General features: G+C 65.1%; 12 protein-coding genes and 1 pseudogene. 12 read left to right on the forward strand and 1 reads right to left on the reverse strand.

The window, feature by feature from the left end:
* Positions 1–421 precede the first annotated feature (421 nt).
* The 4 genes from MTR66_RS16330 to MTR66_RS16345 are packed head-to-tail and all read left to right on the forward strand — an operon-like array spanning position 422 to position 8,228.
* Positions 422–3,274, forward strand: a complete 2,853-nt coding sequence (locus tag MTR66_RS16330; protein WP_243923010.1) for a trifunctional glycosyltransferase/class I SAM-dependent methyltransferase/polysaccharide deacetylase — start codon at positions 422–424, stop codon at positions 3,272–3,274.
* Entirely contained in the window at positions 3,271–5,364 is a 2,094-nt protein-coding gene (locus tag MTR66_RS16335; RefSeq protein ID WP_243923012.1) for a glycosyltransferase family 2 protein, read from the forward strand. Before MTR66_RS16330 ends, MTR66_RS16335 begins: the two co-directional genes overlap by 4 nt.
* A 4-nt stretch (positions 5,365–5,368) precedes the next feature.
* The gene (locus MTR66_RS16340; protein ID WP_243923014.1) at positions 5,369–7,135 is read left to right on the forward strand and encodes an ABC transporter ATP-binding protein; all 1,767 of its coding nucleotides are present in this window, start codon (positions 5,369–5,371) and stop codon (positions 7,133–7,135) included.
* Complete coding sequence (locus MTR66_RS16345) at positions 7,128–8,228, forward strand: glycosyltransferase family 2 protein (protein WP_243923016.1); 1,101 nt, start codon at positions 7,128–7,130, stop codon at positions 8,226–8,228. Before MTR66_RS16340 ends, MTR66_RS16345 begins: the two co-directional genes overlap by 8 nt.
* 387 nt (positions 8,229–8,615) lie before the next feature.
* On the opposite strand, the pseudogene MTR66_RS16350 reads toward MTR66_RS16345, so the two are convergent.
* Positions 8,616–9,032: pseudogene (locus MTR66_RS16350) on the reverse strand (glycosyltransferase family 2 protein); the annotation flags it as partial.
* 220 nt (positions 9,033–9,252) lie between these two features.
* Between MTR66_RS16350 and MTR66_RS16355 the strand changes: the two are divergent.
* The 8 genes from MTR66_RS16355 to MTR66_RS16390 all read left to right on the forward strand — a co-directional run bounded on the left by MTR66_RS16355 (position 9,253) and on the right by MTR66_RS16390 (position 17,644).
* Entirely contained in the window at positions 9,253–10,413 is a 1,161-nt protein-coding gene (locus MTR66_RS16355) for a glycosyltransferase family 4 protein (protein WP_243923018.1), read from the forward strand.
* Positions 10,414–10,737: 324 nt separating this feature from the next.
* Complete coding sequence (locus MTR66_RS16360) at positions 10,738–10,935, forward strand: hypothetical protein (protein WP_243923020.1); 198 nt, start codon at positions 10,738–10,740, stop codon at positions 10,933–10,935.
* Positions 10,932–11,384, forward strand: coding sequence for a DCC1-like thiol-disulfide oxidoreductase family protein (locus MTR66_RS16365; protein ID WP_243923022.1), 453 nt, complete (start codon positions 10,932–10,934; stop codon positions 11,382–11,384). The genes MTR66_RS16360 and MTR66_RS16365 overlap by 4 nt, the downstream gene beginning before the upstream one ends.
* Entirely contained in the window at positions 11,385–12,842 is a 1,458-nt protein-coding gene (locus MTR66_RS16370; protein ID WP_243923024.1) for a GMC oxidoreductase, read from the forward strand.
* 71 nt (positions 12,843–12,913) lie between these two features.
* Complete coding sequence (locus MTR66_RS16375) at positions 12,914–13,276, forward strand: hypothetical protein (RefSeq protein ID WP_243923026.1); 363 nt, start codon at positions 12,914–12,916, stop codon at positions 13,274–13,276.
* A gap of 238 nt (positions 13,277–13,514) precedes the next feature.
* Positions 13,515–13,760 (forward strand): hypothetical protein, encoded by a 246-nt coding sequence (locus tag MTR66_RS16380; RefSeq protein WP_243923028.1) that lies wholly within the window; start codon positions 13,515–13,517, stop codon positions 13,758–13,760.
* A 324-nt stretch (positions 13,761–14,084) separates the two neighbouring features.
* Positions 14,085–16,322 (forward strand): polysaccharide pyruvyl transferase family protein, encoded by a 2,238-nt coding sequence (locus MTR66_RS16385; RefSeq protein WP_243923030.1) that lies wholly within the window; start codon positions 14,085–14,087, stop codon positions 16,320–16,322.
* Complete coding sequence (locus MTR66_RS16390) at positions 16,319–17,644, forward strand: glycosyltransferase family 4 protein (protein WP_243923032.1); 1,326 nt, start codon at positions 16,319–16,321, stop codon at positions 17,642–17,644. The genes MTR66_RS16385 and MTR66_RS16390 overlap by 4 nt, the downstream gene beginning before the upstream one ends.
* The last annotated feature ends 2 nt before the right edge of the window (positions 17,645–17,646 follow it).

Genomic DNA, 17,646 nt, shown 5'->3' on the forward strand with positions numbered 1-17,646 from the left:
GGATTCGCTAACGGAATCCATTGGCCATTTGCGCAACAAAGCCCCCCGGCACCACTCTTTCCCCAAAAGGAAGCAGTGGTTCAGAGTTGAAGCTCCAGTCCGCGAAGGCCTCAAGACAGGCTACGGCAGCCCTCTTCCCATTTTGAAGAATCATGCGATGGTTCGCCCGGGCCATAGGTGGCCTGTGGCACCGGTGTTTCAGCGGGTAAGCTGACAGATGCCTACACCCTTCGGGTATCGATTCCGGGGCACGGCCTCAGCCCGATCGCCTTCGTTGCCATCAGAATGATTGATAATCAGTTCCTTGCACACGTACTTTGGATTTACCTCCGAATTGCATGCCCCCGCACATCCTAACGCAGGTTAGCTAATGACTTAGTCATTGGAATGCTCTGATTCCTTGGGGGGTATCGGCAAGCACATGGTTGATCCGATCGTGTCCATTGTGACGCCTGCGCGCGTTGCAAGCCACACGCTGCAACGCACGTTCGCAAGCGTCGCCAGCCAACTCTTCGATCGCTGGGAACATATCGTCGTAACTTATCCCTCCGATCTCGAAACGGAGCGGGTCGCCCGCCAGGGCGCGTCCCGTGATCCGCGCATCGTCGTGAAAAGCGCCCCGTGTGAAACCGCCGCTGCCGCACGCAACGCCGGAGTGGCCAGCGCAAGGGGGCAGCACGTCCTGTTCCTGGATGCCGACGACACGATCGCTCCGGCCCACCTGACGCGGATGGTCCGCCAGGCCGCAGCCACCGGCGCCGATGTCGTGGTCTCGGGCTATCGCCGCATAAGTTCCGGCGGAACAGTGATCCAGCGGCGCGCCGAACACACCGGCCCTCTCGACATCGACAGGATCCTGAATGGTCCGCCTGCCGCTCTGCACAGCATGCTGTTCCGCCGCCAGCTGCTGGAGAAAGTCGGCTGTTTCGATGCAGGACTGGAAACAAACGAGGACTGGGACCTGTGCCTGAAGGCGGTGGCGGCGGACGCCACGTTCCACGGCTGCCCGGGCGAATCGGCGGAATACTGGATCAGCCCGGAATCGCTTTCCAGCACAGGCGCCGCGATGATCCGTGACCGCTGGCAGGTGGCGCAGCGCGCCGAAAAGCTCCGGCTTGCCGGGAAAGGGTCTGCCGAAGGCAAGGATCTGGCCCAGGACCGGCTCAACACCGCCTTGTGGACAAGCGCCGTCGCCATCGCGCGCGGCCGCAGCACCGGGGGCCTTGCCGCGATGACCGGTGCCGGGCCGCTACCGGCCCCGGCCTCGCTGTCGGCCGGCGAAGGAACCGCGGCGCTGGTCGACGGCCTGATGGTGGGCTTTGGATGCAAGCCCTCCCGGATCGAAACGCACATGGCGGCGCGCTGGGAGGCGCTGGAAGCCTGCCTTGCCGAACTGGCCGACGCCTTCGCCGATCCCGGTCTCGACGAAGCCTTGCTTTCCGGTTTCGAGCTGGAACTGGCCCGGATGGCATCCCCCGGTGCCCGACGCTTCATCGGCAAGAGCCTTGCGATCCCGGCAGGCCTTGGTCTGATGCGCCCGCTGGATGTCCCCGCCGATGCCCGGCAGGTCATTCTGCGCCTTCCACTGCTGCGCCCCCGGTCCATGGCGACGGCCGCTTTCGCACCGGCCGTCGCACAAGGACGGAGCGCGGCCGCGCTGCTGGCGCGGCGTGCGGCGGCCTGGCTGGCCGAACGGCCCCGTTCGCGCTTTGCCAAGCTCGCCTGGCTGCGTGACCGCGCGATACGCGCCGCCATTCTGGGACGGCGCAAGGTCCGCACGCGATTCCAGCCCGAGCCGCAGGAAGAAGCCCCCGTCGATCCCGTCTCAACCACCAATTGGGACGCGATCTTCACCAGCGAAAACCCCTGGGGCTATGACCGCGACTACGAGCAGGGCAAATACGAACGGACACTGTCGCTGCTTGCGGGCAAGACGATCGGCCGCGCACTCGAACTCGCCTGCGCCGAGGGACATTTCACAGAGCAACTGGCCAAACGCGTGGAGCACCTCACCGCGTCCGACGTGTCCGCGAAAGCACTTGAACGGTGCGAGGAGCGATGCCGGGCCCGCGATCTGACCAATGTGGACTTCCTCGAACTCGATTTCTTCCAGAAGCCGATCGGCGAAGGCTGGGATCTCATCGTATCGTCCGAAGTGCTCTACTACATGGCCTCTCGCGACGATCTCGCCCGCTACGCGCGCCGGGTTTCCGAAGCTCTGGCGGATGGAGGATACTTTCTCCACGCCCACGCCTACGAGGTCGACGACAGCCGGGACCGCAGCGGCTTCGACTGGGGAGACCAGTTCGCGGCCCGCACGATTTCCCGAACGTTTTCAGACACTCCTGGCCTCGTCCTCGAAGCCGCCATCGAAACGGAACTCTATCGCTGCGAGCTCTACCGCAAGCGCGGCGCGCAGGATCAGGCCGCCCTTCCCGCTCAGGCCGTGACGCAGTCGATCCGTTCCGAACTCGATCCGGCGCTGGCCGCCGACGCCGTCTGGAACGGCGCTCTGGTCACGCGCGGCGAAGCAGAAGCCGAGCGCCACTACCGCGTGCCCGTGCTGATGTACCATTCCATTTCCAGCCACGGCCCAGACTCGCTGCGCCCGTGGCGGACCACGCCGGAAGAGTTCGAACATCAGCTCCGGTTTCTCCGGCGGCGCGGCTACCGCTCGCTGTCGATGGAGGAATGGGATACGGCACGCGCACGCGGAACCGCGCTCAGCGGCCGTCCGGTCCTCATCACCTTCGACGACGGGTTCGCGGATTTCGCCGAACAGGCCTGGCCTATCCTGAAACGCAACGGCTTCGATGCGCTGGCCTTCGTGGTTTCCGGCGCGGCAGGCGAGGCGTCGGACTGGGACCGCTGGCACGGCCCGCCCGCGCCGCTCATGGATTGGGAATGCCTGGCCAGCCTGGCGGACGAGGGGCTTGCCATCGGCAGCCATTTCCACACACACCTGCCGCTGGACCACCTAACGTCAGCCGAGATCGAACGCCAGGCCCGCCTGTCACGCGAAATCATTGCCAGCAAGACCGGCACGGTGCCAACCACGATCGCGCCTCCTTTCGGGATCTGCCAGCCCCGCCATGCGGAAATCCTGCGCCGGGCCGGGTTCGAGCGCGTGTTTCTGGCCGAAGGCGATCAGGCTCCGCTCTTCGGCCCACGGCTGCGCACGCCGCGCATAGAGGTGCCGGGCGGCCTGCCTATTTCCCATTTCGCGGAGCTGGTCGGCGCAACCGAACCCGCCGAAGCGGCAGACCTGCCATGATGGGCGCCGCCCCGCAGGTCAGCTTCATAGTGCCTGCCTACAACGCCGCGCAAACCCTTCCAGAAACACTGAAAAGCCTGGAGGCCCAGACCATCGCGGACTGGGAGGCGATTGTCGTGGATGATGGCTCTCGCGACCGCACGCCGCAGGTCGCAAAGCGCTGGGCCAAGGACGATCCGCGCATCCGCGTGATCCGCCAGACCAATGCCGGAGCCTCCGCCGCGCGCAACAGGGGCATCGCCGAAGCCAGAGGCGCCTATATCGCCTTTCTCGATTCCGACGACTGGATCACGCCGGATTTCCTCGAAACCCTGCTGCCTTTGACGGACGGCGGCCGGACGGTCGCCTATTGCGCCTACCAGCGGATTCTGCCCAGCGGACGCACCGGGCCGGTAGACTGGTGCCCGGAACTGCAGGCGGACGCTTTCGAAGTCCTCGTGCACCGGTGCGAACCGGCCATACACTGCCTTTTGATCCCCGCCGCCGTGCTGCACGCCGCCGGTGGCTTCGACACTTCCCTGCGGACATGCGAGGACTGGGATCTGTGGTTGCGGATCGCGAGGACCGGCGCGGCGTTCCACGGCACGCAGCGCGCGCTTTCCAGCTACCGGATGCAGCCCTTTTCGCTCTCGACGATGCGCGCGCTGCAGGACGACGCAGGCCGTGTCTCCGCGTTGGCCTCTCGCCCCGATCCCCGGGTAACAGCCCCGGCGGCGCCTTACGCGAATGGCTGGCAGGAAGCACCGGATAAGCGGCTGGCCGCGGCCCTGACCGAACAAGGGCGCCGCTTCAGCCGCGGCCTCCCCCTTGAGCCGGACTGGATCGTCAAGGCCCTGGGAGCCGATTGGCGGGAAGCTGCAGCATCGGGCCCGGGCGATGTGGTCGCAGCCATCGAACAGGCCAGCACGCGCCTGTCCCCGAACCCCGGCGCCCGGTTCGTGCAGGACATGGCCAAGGCCGTCGCGCAATCCGATCCCTGGCTGGGCGCCCTGCTGCTGGACTGGCATGACCTTCACCGGGCCGAGAAAGCCTCGCAAAGAGAGCCTGCCTGCATCGGGCGGTGGCTTGCCATACCGGTCGATCTGAACGATCTTCCCGGCATCCTTTCACCGCCGCCGGGCTGCGATGCGCTGTTGCTGAACTGCCGCATCCAGGGGCGCTGGCGGGCTCTGGCGCTGCCGTTTCACGAGCCGCTCTCCCGCGCGCAGATCGCCCAGGCCCTGCTGCACCACTTCAGCATTCCCGAACTGGCAAGAGAAGCGAAAGTCTGGCGCTCACCGCGCTTTATGGCCCGGCTGGCCGCCGAAACCGCTGCCATGGCCCGCCACAATGGCTTTCGTGTGCCAGACCGGGCGCGGCTGACGGCATGGGGCAGCACGGCCCTGCGCCGCGCGTTCGCCCGCCAGACCGGTATCAAACCGGCACCGCTGGTGCCCGGAACGCCGTTCGGCGTGGTGCCGGTGCTCATGTTCGACCGCATCGTTACCGGCACAGCGGGCGTTCTCGATGCCGAGATCGGAACCCGGCAACTCGGTGAACTCTTCGCCCTGCTGGCCGAAGAAGGCTATCAGGCCGTGAGCCTTGCCGAACTCGCCGCGGCCCGGCGGGGAGAGCTTGCCGTGCCGGAACGCCCTGTCGTTCTGGCTTTCACCGACGCACCCAGCGCGCTCTCTACCGGCGTTCTGACGGACTTGCCCCCTGCCCTCGGATGCGCTGAGGTTTTCTTCACACCCGGCGACATTGCCCGCGGCTTGCCCCGCGACGCCATGCGCGGGGAAGCAGGCGCACGGCTGCGAGCAAGCCTGCGCGTGCCGGAAATGCCGCTCGCCACGGCCGAGGCCCTTTCCGTCACCGCGCATTGGCAAAGCCAGCTCGCTCTCCAAAGCGGGCAGCAGGCGGCCAGCGGCGCCTATTGCGATTGCCCCGGACTGCCCGCCGCCATTCTCCAGCACGCAGGCTTTGCGCTTGTCCTTTCCCCGGGATCGACCCCGGCGAGGCTGGACACGGGTTGCCCTTTCATTCCCGCCATACAGTGCAGCGGAGCCGGGGGCATCGGCGATGTCCTCGAATGCCTGCGGCCTGCGGCCTGATCCCATGGCGGCGTCCCCGGAACACACCGGCACGGCCCAGCTCACCAGCGCTCTGCGGTTGATGGCGCCCGAACTCAGAGCCAGGAAAGGGATACTGGCTTTCCTCGTCGTTCTCGGCCTGGGCGTCGCCGTGGCCGAGACGCTGGGGGCGGCGACGCTCCTGCTGCTGTTCACCGTCATGTTCGGCGATCCCAAGTCGCTTGTCAGCCTGGAATTCACCGACGATGCGATCGTGAACGCCGCGATTGCCAAAGTTCTGTCGGTACTGGAGGCCAATCTGGCCGTGACAGTGACGGCACTGGTTATGCTTCTGCTCTTGAGGATAGCCATCGTCGCCATCCACGGCGTCGTGACAAGCCGGGTGGAGGAACGCGTGGCGCACCGCCTTCGCGTCCGCCTGTTTGAGGCGTGCCTGCGGCTTCCCCTGCTGGAAGCCCGCCAGCATTCCTGGGGCCAACTCTACAGCGCGATAGACCAGCACAGCCATGCCGTCCCCGAAGTGCTGGATGCGATCTGCTATGCCCTGCGCGATGCCGTGGTGCTGGTTCTGCTGGGGCTGCTGCTGCTGATCGGCGCCCCGGCGCTGCTGGGCGTCGCTCTCGCCACGGCGGTCGTGACCAGCCGTCTGCAACGTCTGGCCGACCGCCCGGTCCACGATGCGGGTGTGCAGATTGCGCAAGCCCAGCAGAAGATGTCCGAAACGCTGATCCGCACAGTGCAGGCCATGCGCACGATCAGGGCTTTCGGCCTCACCAAAGCGCAGACCGCACGGTTTTCTCAGGTTTCGGACGAGACCGCACGGGCTCAGGCGCGCGCGCAGGTCATCACCAGCCTTACCGAACCGCTCAGCCATGTCAGCACGCTGGTAGCCGTGCTGGCCATGGGGCTGTTTGCGGGGCTTTCCGGAACCGCGCCTGCGACTTTGGCTCTGGCCGCCGGGCTGCTCTATCGCCTGCAGCCCTATGCCGCCTCGATCCAGGAATGCCGCCTCCTCATCGTCGAGCGGCTGCCGAGCCTGCGCATTGTCAACGAAGTTCTGGAGCGGGCCCCTGCCCCCGTTCGGCCCGGCACCCGTTTGCCCGGCGGCCCTTCCGAGATCCGCTTCGAACGGGTTTCGTTTCGCTATCCGGGGGCCCGGCGCACTTTGCTCAACGAGGTATCGCTGGCGATCCCGCCCAGCGGATGGACGCATATCGATGGCCCCAGCGGGGCTGGCAAGTCCACCATCGTCAACCTTCTGCTCGGCCTTATCGATCCGGACCACGGGGTGATAACCGCCGGCGGATACCCGCTTCGCGAACTTGAGCCGGAAAGCTGGCGCCAGACCATCGCCGTCTGCGGTCAGGATATCGAACTGATCAGCGGCTCGGTTCGCGAGAATATCATCCTCGGCACCCCGGATGCGGATGACGCGCTCGTCTCCAGAGCCATTGATGCCTCCGGCCTCGCCCCTCTGATCGCCTCGCTTCCCGCCGGTCTCGATACCCCGCTGGGAGAACAGGGCAGCCTGCTGTCGGGCGGTCAGCGGCAGAGGGTGGGCATTGCCCGCGCGCTGGTGCGCCAGCCCGCTCTGCTCATTCTCGACGAAGCCTCAAGCGCACTGGATCAGCCGTCCCAGCAAGCCATCATGGAGGCCATTGCCCGGGAAATGCAGGGCAAGGCAGTGATCGTCATCGGCCACCAGCTCGTGCCCCTGCCCGAACTGGCCGCGTATTTTCACTTCGGCCTTCCCGCCCATACTGTTCGCGAGGCCCAGCTCCACCATGCTTGACAGCCGGACATCGGTGGCCGTCATCATTCCCGCCTTCAACGCGGGTGCGACCATTGCCAGAACGCTGCGATCGGTGCTGGCGCAAAGTCTCGTGCCCGACGAAGTCGTGATCGTCGATGACGGTTCGACCGACGATACCCTCATCCGGATCCAGGCCTTCGCACCGCATTTCCCGCAGCTCACCGTGACAAGCCAGGCCAATGCCGGGCCCGCCTCCGCGCGCAATTGCGCCATCCGTCTGACGGACTCCGCCTTCGTCGCGCCGATCGATGCCGACGACGTCTGGCATCCGGACTATCTGCAGGCCTGCGTGTCCGCGCTCCGCACCAACCCGCATGTCGGGCTGGCCTATGCCTGGCATCACCTCATCGACATGGAGGATCGCGTCCTGCGCGGACCTATGCCCTTCACTGTCGAAGGGGAAGCGCTGGGCCCGATGCTGCTCACCAATTTCGTCGGCAATGGCAGCAGCGCCGTCTACCGGCGGCAGGCCATAGAGGACGCCGGGTTCTATCAGCCCCCCACGCGGCGCAGCCACGGCGGAGAGGACTATCTCCTGCAATTGCGCATTGCCGCGGAATGGCAGGTGGCCTGCGTGCAAAGGGATCTGGTGGGATACCGCAAGGCCTGGGGATCGCTTTCGAGCGACTGCCGCGACGCGCTCACCACCCGGCTCGCCGCCATCCGCATCGCGCTGAACGAGTCCGGTCCCTGCCGTTTTCCCGTCGAGCGCTGGGTGCGCGGCGATGCGCAACGCACGCTTGCGGTTCGCCTGCTGGGACAGGGAGACTGGTCCGAATCGATGCGTACTGCGGCAAGGGCACTGGCATCGGACACACCGGCCTTCCTGTTCGATTTCGGCTTGCGTGTGCGCAACCTGGCCCTGCGGCGGATCGCGGGCCACGCGCCGGTGGACCGCCCGCTGGACCGCTTGCTGCTCTGGCGCCTCCGGCTCCTGACCGGCCGCCTAGCGCGCGGAGGAACGGTGCCCTACCCTCTCGAAAGCCAATGGGCGCTGCCATACGATCCCGCTCCAGCCTTCGATGCGCCCGATAGTCTGCCCGCTGTAGTACCGCAACCGGGGCAGGTTTAGCACCAGCAGAGCGCGCATCACGTTCACCAGGCTGCGCCCCGCCCACCAAACCAGCGCCGCCGGGCCGAAGTGATGCTTGCGCAGAACATAGCCGAGACCGCGGGCATAGACCCTGCCCTTGCGGACCATGGCATCGTCGGGCTGATGGACCGGCAGTTCATGGTGATGACCGATCAGCCCGGGATCGAAATAGCACGGCGCTCCCTGCTCAAGCGCGCGCAGGATCAGATCGTAGCCCTCCCCGCCCTGCCACACGCCCGGCCCGCCAAGGGAGATGTTCTCGTCATAACCGCCAAGCGCCTTCATCAGCCCGGCATCGACGGCCATGTTCCATTCGATCTGCCGCGTAAAGACGTTGGACCGGCGGATCGGGCCGCTATGCCGGTCGAACCGGCCGTTTATGGTGCGCCCGAAGACATCCGCGGCCCGGCCGGTGACGAGTTGCGCGCCGGTCCTCTCCAGTATCCCGTCGAGGCGATCAAGATAGCCGGGGGGATACCATGCGTCATCATCCGGGAAGAGCAGTATGCCCGCCTCTGCCTGCAGCCAGCCGATATTGCGCGCCACGCTGGCACCGCCTCCCCTCGGGATACGCAGATGCCGGATGCGGAACGGCCAGCGCGCCTGATCCAGCAAGGGTGCCAGAACGATCTTGTCGTTCTGATCGACGATGATCACCTCGAAATCTGAGAATGTCTGCTGTGCCAGACTCTGCAGGAGGCGCTGCAGGTCCCGGTTCCTGTCCACCGTCGCAACGACGAGGCTGAAACGGAACGCCCGCCCGGTATCTGGATCTTGGCCCATGAGGCCATGTGGTACCTAACTTCGCGGGTGCAGGCTTCTGCCCAATGGTATTAGCCCGCTTGAAAGCGTTGTCTGCGGGCATTGCCGACGTCTAAAATATCCCCAAGGTCGCAATCGAGACAGCAGGGGCTAACGGCGCATGGACTGTCCTTTTTCAGACCGGCTGGCGCGCTTTCCATCGGGATCCCCGGCTGGCGCCATCCGGACTGCAGAATTCTAGATGGCTCTTCCGGGCCTCAGCATAAACGGCAAGTTTCTCATTCAGGCGACCACCGGCGTGCAACGCGTTGCCCGGGAGATCACGCGTGAAATCGACGAAATGCTGGATCGCGGGGAACTGCGCACGAAAGTGACCTTGCTGGTTCCACCCGGCTCCTGGACGGCAGACCTTGAGCTGAAGCACATCGAGGTCAAAACGATCGGCAGGCTCAGCGGCTTTCTCTGGGAACAGCTGGAACTGCCCCGTCACGCCGGCGCGGACCTGTTGCTTTGCCTTGGCAACACCGCGCCTGTTGCCATGCTGAAACGCCACCATTCGCGCATTGCCGTGGTAATCCACGACGTGTCCTATCTGGATTTCCCGGACGCCTACAAGCTTCCCTACAGAGTGATACACCGCGCGCTGCTGCCGCTGCTGCTGACCGGCGCGCGCGAGATCTTCACAGTTTCGCGGACCGAACGCCGCCGCCTCGCGCGGATCAACGCCGACGCCGCCCGGCGCACCACGGTCGTTCCGAACGGAAGCTGGCGGGAAAGCGATCCCCCCCCAAGCCCCGCCCCGCTGAAACTGCGCCCGGGATATGCCCTCTATGTCGGGTCGCTGTCGCTCAGGAAAAACTTCAAACGCATCCTCGATACGGCCATCCGCCTGGCGCGGGAGGACGGCATGGAGTTCCTCTTCGTGGGCGAAACGGCCCGGATCATGCACAAACCGGATGCGGAAGTTCCCGCTGACGTGGCCGGCCGCATCCACTTCCTCGGCCAGATCGATGACAGGGACGAGCTTGCCCGGATCTACGCGCAGGCCCGGGTCATGGTCTTTCCTTCACTTTACGAAGCCTCTCCCTTGCCGCCGCTCGAAGCGGCCTATTTTCGCTGCCCCGTCGTGGTCTCCAACATTCCCTCCATGTGGGAACGGTGCGGACAGGCGGCGGCCTACTGCGATCCACACTCCACCGATTCCATTGTCAGTGCCGTCCGCGAAGTTCTCTCCGACCCGCATTTCAGCAACACGCTCGCGGCGGCCGGGCACCGCGTGGCGGCCGCCCGCCTCTGGGCCGATCAGGCCCGGGCCATCTGTGCGAAGATCATGCCCGAAAGCGTAACCCCCGAAGCGCTGGAGCGGATCCACGTCCCTGATCTGCTCAGAAAAACCGCATAGCCTGTCAGCCTCCGGAAGGGCACGGGCCGGTACCGCGGAATGGCTATCGCTTCACCTCCAAGCAGTATCCGGAATCAGCGCGCTCAATTGTGGAGTACCCCAAAAGAGGTAAGGCGTAAAACGCGGTAGCTATAAATACAATATTGTCCCGGACAGCAAAACCGAACTATTCATCGGATCATAACAACGCAGGCACGCCACATCTTTGACACACGCTGCCGCGGCGTACTGCCCATACATCTGGGAACAGCGCCTTACACCTAAGGCGTGACATCAATTGCGTATCAATGCTGCCTTTTCTGTAAACCGTGCGAGGTGAGGCTGATGCACGATCCATCGGAAACGAAGACTCTTCCGGCCTGGAAAACACTTGTAGTGCTGGCCTGCGCCGTGCTCGGCCTGGTGGGTATTTTTGACGCCGTCACCAACCTCCCGGTCGTGTCCGGATGCGCCTTCTACTCCCATTGCGACGAAGGCGCCTTTCGCAATCCTCCCGGCGCCATGGGACGCGACGTGCCGTGACCGAAAGGCCGCACGATCCCGCATTTGTCGTCTATGACGGAGAGTGCGTCTTCTGCCAGAACTATGTCCGCATGCTCCGCCTGAAAGAATCGGTAGGCCCAGTCGATCTCATCGATGCGCGAAGCGATGCCCCGCAAGTCCGCGATCTCTGGGCCCGGGGCTATGACCTCGACGAGGGCATGGTGTTTTCCTATCGCGGCCGCATCTACCACGGGTCCGATGCGATCCACGCCCTGGCCCTGCTGGCTTCTCCATCTACGGTATTCAACCGCATAAATGCCACGGTTCTCTCGCATCCGGCCATCGCGCGCTTGGCTTATCCCTGGCTCAAGGCCGGGCGCCGCATCACCCTCTGGATGCGCGGCCGCAAACTGATGGGAACACCGGCGGTATCCGCCGAATCTCCCGAAACCGATCCGCTTCCGGCATCGTCCGACAAGCCCTCGTAAATGGCCAGGCTAAAGAACCTGACGCCCGCCGAAAACGTGGCGGGCCAGCACTTCGACACGATCATCATAGGATCGGGGTTCGGCTCCGGTTTCTTCCTGCTCGAAGCCTTGAAGCACAAGCGCACGGGCCGCGTGCTCCTTCTCGAATGGGGGGAGATCCGCAGCCACGCCGAACAGATGGAAGCAGGCGCGCATTCCGCGATCAAACCAGGCACCACATATACCAATTCCAGCGCCAAGCCGTGGAATTTCACGATCGGCTTCGGCGGCGGCACCAATTGCTGGTTCGGCCAGACGCCGCGGTTTCATCCTTCGGATTTCCGGCTGCACTCGCTCTACGGCGTCGGCCGGGACTGGCCGTTCGACTATGCCGAGCTCGAACCCTATTACTGCGAGGCAGAAGAGGTCATGGCCATTTCCGGTGACGAGGACATGGCCGCCGTCCTGCCGCGCTCCCGCCCCTTTCCGCAGCCTGCGCATATCCTTTCGACACCGGACGCCATGCTCAAGAAAGCGCGCAAGGACATGCACTTTGCCATGCCGACCGCGCGGGCGAGGCTGGCAACGGACTCGCGCCCGGCATGCTGCGCCAACTTGCGCTGCACCTTGTGCCCGATCGACGCCAAGTTCACCGCCAACAACAGCCTCACCGGCGTGTTCGAACACCCCAGCGTAACCTTTTGCGCCGGAGCTCGTGTGGATCATTTGGAGACGGAGAACGGCCTCGTGCGCTCCGTCCACTTCGAAACCGGGACAGGCAGCCATACCGTTAGCGGCGATCTCATCGTCCTCGGCGCCAATGCCATCCACTCACCCGCTATCCTGCTGCGCTCGGGAATCGGCAGCGGCCTGACCGGCAGGGGCCTGCACGAAGCCTATGGCATCGAAGCCGAAGTCATGCTGGACGGCATCGATAATTTCGATGGCAGCACGATCACGACGGGCCTGGACTATGGCGCCTATGACGGCCCCTTCCGCAAGACCAGCGGGTCGGCCCTGCTCTATTTCGAGAACCGCTGGAAATTCGGATTCCGCCCGGAAACCGGGCGCTGGCGCCAGACTTTGCCGATCGTGATCGTCGTCGAGGAGCTTCCCCGGGACGGGGACAGGATAGAACTGGACCCAAACGGCCAGCCGCACGTGATCGGCGAAGCGCCCAGCGCCTATGCAAGGGACGGAGCGGAGCGGGCTTTCAACCTGTTGCCGGAAATTCTGGCCGCGCTGCCGGTGGAGCGGATCGAGAAACGCGGCGTCCGCCCTACGGAGAGCCACCTGCAGGGCAGCCTGCGAATGGGAACCGACCCCGCCCGGTCCGTGGTCGATCATAACCAGATCCACCACGTCTGCCGCAACCTTGCCGTCGTCGGTTCCAGCGTTTTCCCGAGTTGCTCCGCCGCCAATCCCAGCCTGACCGTCGCGGCGATGTCCCTGCGCGCGGGACGGAGCCTGCTCGCATGATCCCCGTCCGCCGCCGCACAGTGATTGCCGCCAGCGTAGTAACCGTACTGGCCGTGGCGGGAGGATTCGAAATGGCCGGGCCCCGCCCGGGGCAATCCAAAGCCCTGCGCGGCATCCTGCAGCGCATGATCGGCGACTTCACCATGGAAGAATCCGCGTTCGACCGTTTCGTGGAGGATTTCTGCGCGGCCAAAGCGCACTGGTCCACCTTCGAAGCCGATGCCCTGGCCATTCTTGAGAACGCCGGCATCATCCGTTCGGCGGCCCGCGCATACCCCGGACTGGCCAGCAAGCTGGACCAGTTGGAACGCCAGGCCCTGACCGAGTTTGCCCTGGCCACAGGGATCCAGGGGCCGCCCGGCTCCCATCCGCTCGCCTACCTCGGCCTCTTCGCTTCCGGGGCGTGCAACAATCCTTTTGCCCGGCTCGCTTGAGCCAGAACCCTCTCAAAAATGATTATATCTTTTCGGGTTGCCCTCTCAAAATGGGTGTCTCTCCATAGCATTGGAAAGTCCAAACCGGATGCGTGTATTCTTGCTCCCAGACAACGATCTGCATCAAAATCCAATTCCACATCGCAGGTACGGGAAACATCGCGGCCTGTAGAAAGACATAACGGGAAACGCAGAAATGGAAGATGTATCACAGCGCCCCATAGCGAGCGGCAGCGCCATGAGAATGGACTGCCTCAACACACTTCACCCGCAACTCAACTACAGTGATTTCGCGCCGGTTTCCCGCCAGCTTCTGATCAGTTACGCCCAACTGGCGGACCGGGGCGTACCCGTGCAGGCCATCGCCGCGGCCATGCTGGGGGCGACTTTGAATTTCTATGACGCATTCGGCCTTTCGCATGAATTGCCCGACCTGCTGCGCTCCATGGCGGAACTGCTGGAACGGGGAAACCTGCATTCCTGACCGGCGGGCCTTGACTGGCAGAACACCTCGGCCTCCCGCCCCTTTCCCCATGGGAGAGGTCCTCTACCCATTTTGGCCCCCCTCTTTTTCCCATCTTCGCCACCTGCAACCGATGCCTTAGCCTGATCTGGAATTGGCCCTTACGCAAACGCGAAAGGCCAGGCAGCGACAAGGATAGTCCCATTGCAGGTTTCAAGTCAGGCATCGGCACTTCCCCTCGCCCCCCATGCGAAGCGCCCTGCGGCCCGGCAAGTACGCGACGAACCCCATTTTCAGGCTTGGAGGAGGAGCCCGGCCTCCAGCAGCACTCCCCGGCAACGGGACGTGCTGCTGGTTGGCGGGGACCTGCACAACATCGGCGATCTCGCCCTGACCGTGCAGAACGTGCTTCTGGCCCGCGATGAGAACCGCAAGGCCGTGGTGCGTACCTGGGGACAGCCTTCGCCAGCGGCCCGCAAGCAACTTCACCACTATGGCGCCAGCTGGATCAACGGCCGCAACCTTGCCGCCCTGATCGCCTGTGCCTTCAGGCGGGACATCGTGCTGGGCGGCGGCGAGCTTATCCGGGCGAACACATCGATCCCGCCGCTGCTCTTCCTGTGGATGGCCGTTGTGGCCGCGCGGCTGGGCGGGGGCAGCGTGTCCATCCGCGGGCTCGGCGCAGGCCGGGTCACGGGACTGCGTGCCCGTCTCTGGCGCGGCATTCTGGAGCGCGCCGGGTCCATTGCCGTCAGGGACGAGCGCAGTGCCGAAAACGTGCGGCTGCTAAGCCCTTTCAGCCAACCCGTGGTGGCTGCGGACATGGCGTTTCTGGGCAATCGCATCGCGGCAACGGCGGACAATGCCGAAAGCCGCTTTCCCGGAGCTGTCGTGATCGCGCCGTGTATCGACGCTTCGGAACAGCGCCATCTCGATTCCGGAACCATCGCGCGGCTCGCGGCCGCAGCCCGAGAGCGCTGGCCGCAAGCGCGAATCGTTCTGGCCTGCCACGATGCCAGGGCCTTCATGGACCGGGCGGCCGCCGAAAGACTGGTGCGCGAAGCCGGGCTCGATGCCACGTTGTACGACGCGGATGGCGATCTAGCCCATATGCAGGCGCTCTACCGCGATGCGCGGCTGGTCATCACCAACCGGCTGCATGCGGGGATCTTCTCGCTTCTGCATGACACGCCGCTGCTGGTGATCGACGACGGAAACCCCAAACTGGGCATCCTCACCCGCGAGTTCGGCTGCCCGGCCGTTGACGATCTTCCGCCAGATCTGCTGCCCCAGGCGATCGAACGCGCCCTGAACCAGGACTTGCCCGCCAGCCGCGCCGTCAGAAACGCCATGAACGAAAACGCCGCGCGTAATCTGGATGCGCACCGCACGGTGATTTTCAATGTGAAGTACAGCCCAAACCTGGGCGACGGCGTGATTGCGGAATGTCTGGAAGGCGAACTGAGGCGGTGCGATCCGCGGCTGGCTCCCTTCTCAATCGACATGGCCGGAAGGACCGATTTCTGCTCCGGCCACGGCCGCCACCGCAGGCGGATGCTTGCCACGCGCGAATGGTTGCCGGACCCGGTGCGCAGCCGCCTGATCCCCCTGCTGCTCTCCCCGCTGATCCGCTTCCGCCACGCGCCGCGCTGGCGCCGCAGGATGCGGAATTGCAGCAGCGTCGTCATCGGCGGCGGCGCCCTGTTCGCGGACGTTGACCAGAATTTCCCCATCAAGCTGTCTCAGGCCGTCGATCTCGCGACCGAAAACGGCCTTCCCGTCGCCATCGCCAGCGTCGGAGTGACGAACGGCTGGTCGCGGCAGGGCCTGCAGCGGCTGATATCCCGCCTGTTGCGGGCCCGTGTGCTGATGTCCTCGGTTCGCGATCAGGCTTCCGCCGAGACCTGGAATGCCCTGTTCGGCGCGCGCGGCGTGAAACCGGCGAAGGTCGCCCCCGATCCGGGGTTGCTGAGCGCGCGGCAATTCGGGCATAGCCCGCGCACAGCCTCCGGCCAGAAGCGGATTGCACTGTGCGTGACGGCCCCGATCGCGCTGCGGCTGCACCACGAAGACGAGCATAACGACAGGCACCTCGAAGCCTGGATGCAGGGCGTCGCGCGCGATCTCGCCAGCCGGGGGTGCAGTGTCACCCTGTTCACCAACGGCAGCCCCGAAGACCGCCTTTTCCGCGATCGCCTGCGAACGGCGCTTTCCGATACGCCGGAAGTGGAATTTGCCGGGGATTTCGCGACACCGCAGGAACTGGCCCACTTCATTTCCGGCTTTGACTGCATCCTGGCGCACCGGCTGCATGCCTGCATCGTCGCCTATTCCTACCGCATTCCCTGCATCGGTTTCGCGTGGGACCGCAAGCTGCGCAGCTTTTTCGAACAGACCCTGCGCGGCCGGTTCGTGGCCGATCCGCGCGCAGCGACGCCGATGGATATTGCCGGCCTCGCGCTTGCGGCGATGGACGAAGGGGTGGACGCGGAAACGCACGGCCAGCTCGTCGAAGAAGCGGCCGCAGCGGTTCGCAGGCTCGCGGATTGCCTGTTGGCCAGCAACCAGGGACCGGCACGATGATCGGGCGTATCGTTATCGTCAACGATCTGTCGCACGCCATGGGCGGCGCCTCGGCCCTTGCCATTCAGGCGGCCAAGGGGCTGGCACGCCGGGGCTATCCGGTCACTTTCATCTGCGGCAGCGCAGGCAATAGCGATCTGGAGACTGAAGGCATCGAAGTGCTGGCATTGGGCCAGGAGCGCCTGCTCGCGGCCAATCCGGTGACGACTTTCGTGCGCGGCATCTACAACCGGCAGGCCGCCGCCATGGTGAGCCAGTGGATCGCCGACAACGATACCCCGCACACCGTGTATCACGTCCACGGCTGGTCCCAGATCCTCTCCCCATCGCTGTTCGGTGCATTGGCGCCGGTGCATGACCGCACCCTCGTGCACGCCCACGATTTCTTCGCGACATGCCCTAATGGCGCCATGTTCGACTATGGCAAGAGCGCCCCCTGCCCTGCAAAGCCGATGAGCGTCGCGTGCATGACCACGGGCTGCGACCGGCGCGGCCCGGCCTCCAAGGTCTGGCGCGTGGCACGGCAGGCCGTGCAGGACCGCACCTTGCGGCACAAACGGCTGCCATTGCTGCTGATCCACGGCAATATGGCCCCCTATTTCCAGCGCTCCGGATACCGGCCGGAAGAGATGGCGGTGCTGCCCAACCCGGTTGTCCCCTTCACTACGGAGCGGGTGGCGGCCGAGTACAATCACGAGGTGCTGTTCGTCGGCCGCATGGAAGCGACCAAGGGCATTGATCTCGCGGCACGGGCCTGCCGTCATGCCGGTGTCCGCCTGATGGCGATCGGCACCGGCGACCTTCTCGGCACTCTTTGCGAGGCCTATCCCGAAATGGCATGGCTCGGCCACAAGCCGTCCGGGGAGATCCCGGCCTTTGCCCGCCGGGCCCGGATGGCGGTCATGCCCAGCCGCCATATCGAGCCTTTCGGGCTTGCTGCGGTCGAAGCGCTCTGGAGCGGCATTCCGGTTCTCTCTTCCCGCTCCTCGCTCATCGCTCCCGATATCGAAGCGGCGGGTGCCGGGCGTTCGATCGACCCGCGCAATACCGAAGAGTTCGCAGCCGCCATCGCAGCGATTGCCCATGACGATGCAGGGGCCCGGCGCATGAGCCATAACGCCGCCACGCGGACCGGCGGGCTGGCGCTTACGCCTGAAAAATGGATCGATGCCCTCGCCGCCGCTTACGAGGGTCTGCTTCTCGGCGGCAACGAAGGCCTCGCCGATGCGGCTCTTTCATGGGCGGCGGGGTCCCCTGGAAACGGCGCGGAAGCGGCCATGCCCGCCGCGCGTGCCGCCACTTCCCCGTCCCTGGCACATTAGAG

The organism is Novosphingobium beihaiense (assembly GCF_022832375.1).
In the GTDB taxonomy this organism is placed as follows: Bacteria; Pseudomonadota; Alphaproteobacteria; order Sphingomonadales; family Sphingomonadaceae; genus Novosphingobium; species Novosphingobium beihaiensis.

Coding starts and splice junctions, on each gene's coding strand:
- MTR66_RS16330 (WP_243923010.1), top strand. CDS start 422: ATGGTTGATCCGATCGTGTCCATTGTGACGCCTGCGCGCGTTGCAAGC.
- MTR66_RS16355 (WP_243923018.1), top strand. CDS start 9,253: ATGGCTCTTCCGGGCCTCAGCATAAACGGCAAGTTTCTCATTCAGGCG.
- MTR66_RS16375 (WP_243923026.1), top strand. CDS start 12,914: ATGGCCGGGCCCCGCCCGGGGCAATCCAAAGCCCTGCGCGGCATCCTG.
- MTR66_RS16335 (WP_243923012.1), top strand. CDS start 3,271: ATGATGGGCGCCGCCCCGCAGGTCAGCTTCATAGTGCCTGCCTACAAC.
- MTR66_RS16390 (WP_243923032.1), top strand. CDS start 16,319: ATGATCGGGCGTATCGTTATCGTCAACGATCTGTCGCACGCCATGGGC.
- MTR66_RS16345 (WP_243923016.1), top strand. CDS start 7,128: ATGCTTGACAGCCGGACATCGGTGGCCGTCATCATTCCCGCCTTCAAC.
- MTR66_RS16380 (WP_243923028.1), top strand. CDS start 13,515: ATGAGAATGGACTGCCTCAACACACTTCACCCGCAACTCAACTACAGT.
- MTR66_RS16360 (WP_243923020.1), top strand. CDS start 10,738: ATGCACGATCCATCGGAAACGAAGACTCTTCCGGCCTGGAAAACACTT.
- MTR66_RS16370 (WP_243923024.1), top strand. CDS start 11,385: ATGGCCAGGCTAAAGAACCTGACGCCCGCCGAAAACGTGGCGGGCCAG.
- MTR66_RS16340 (WP_243923014.1), top strand. CDS start 5,369: ATGGCGGCGTCCCCGGAACACACCGGCACGGCCCAGCTCACCAGCGCT.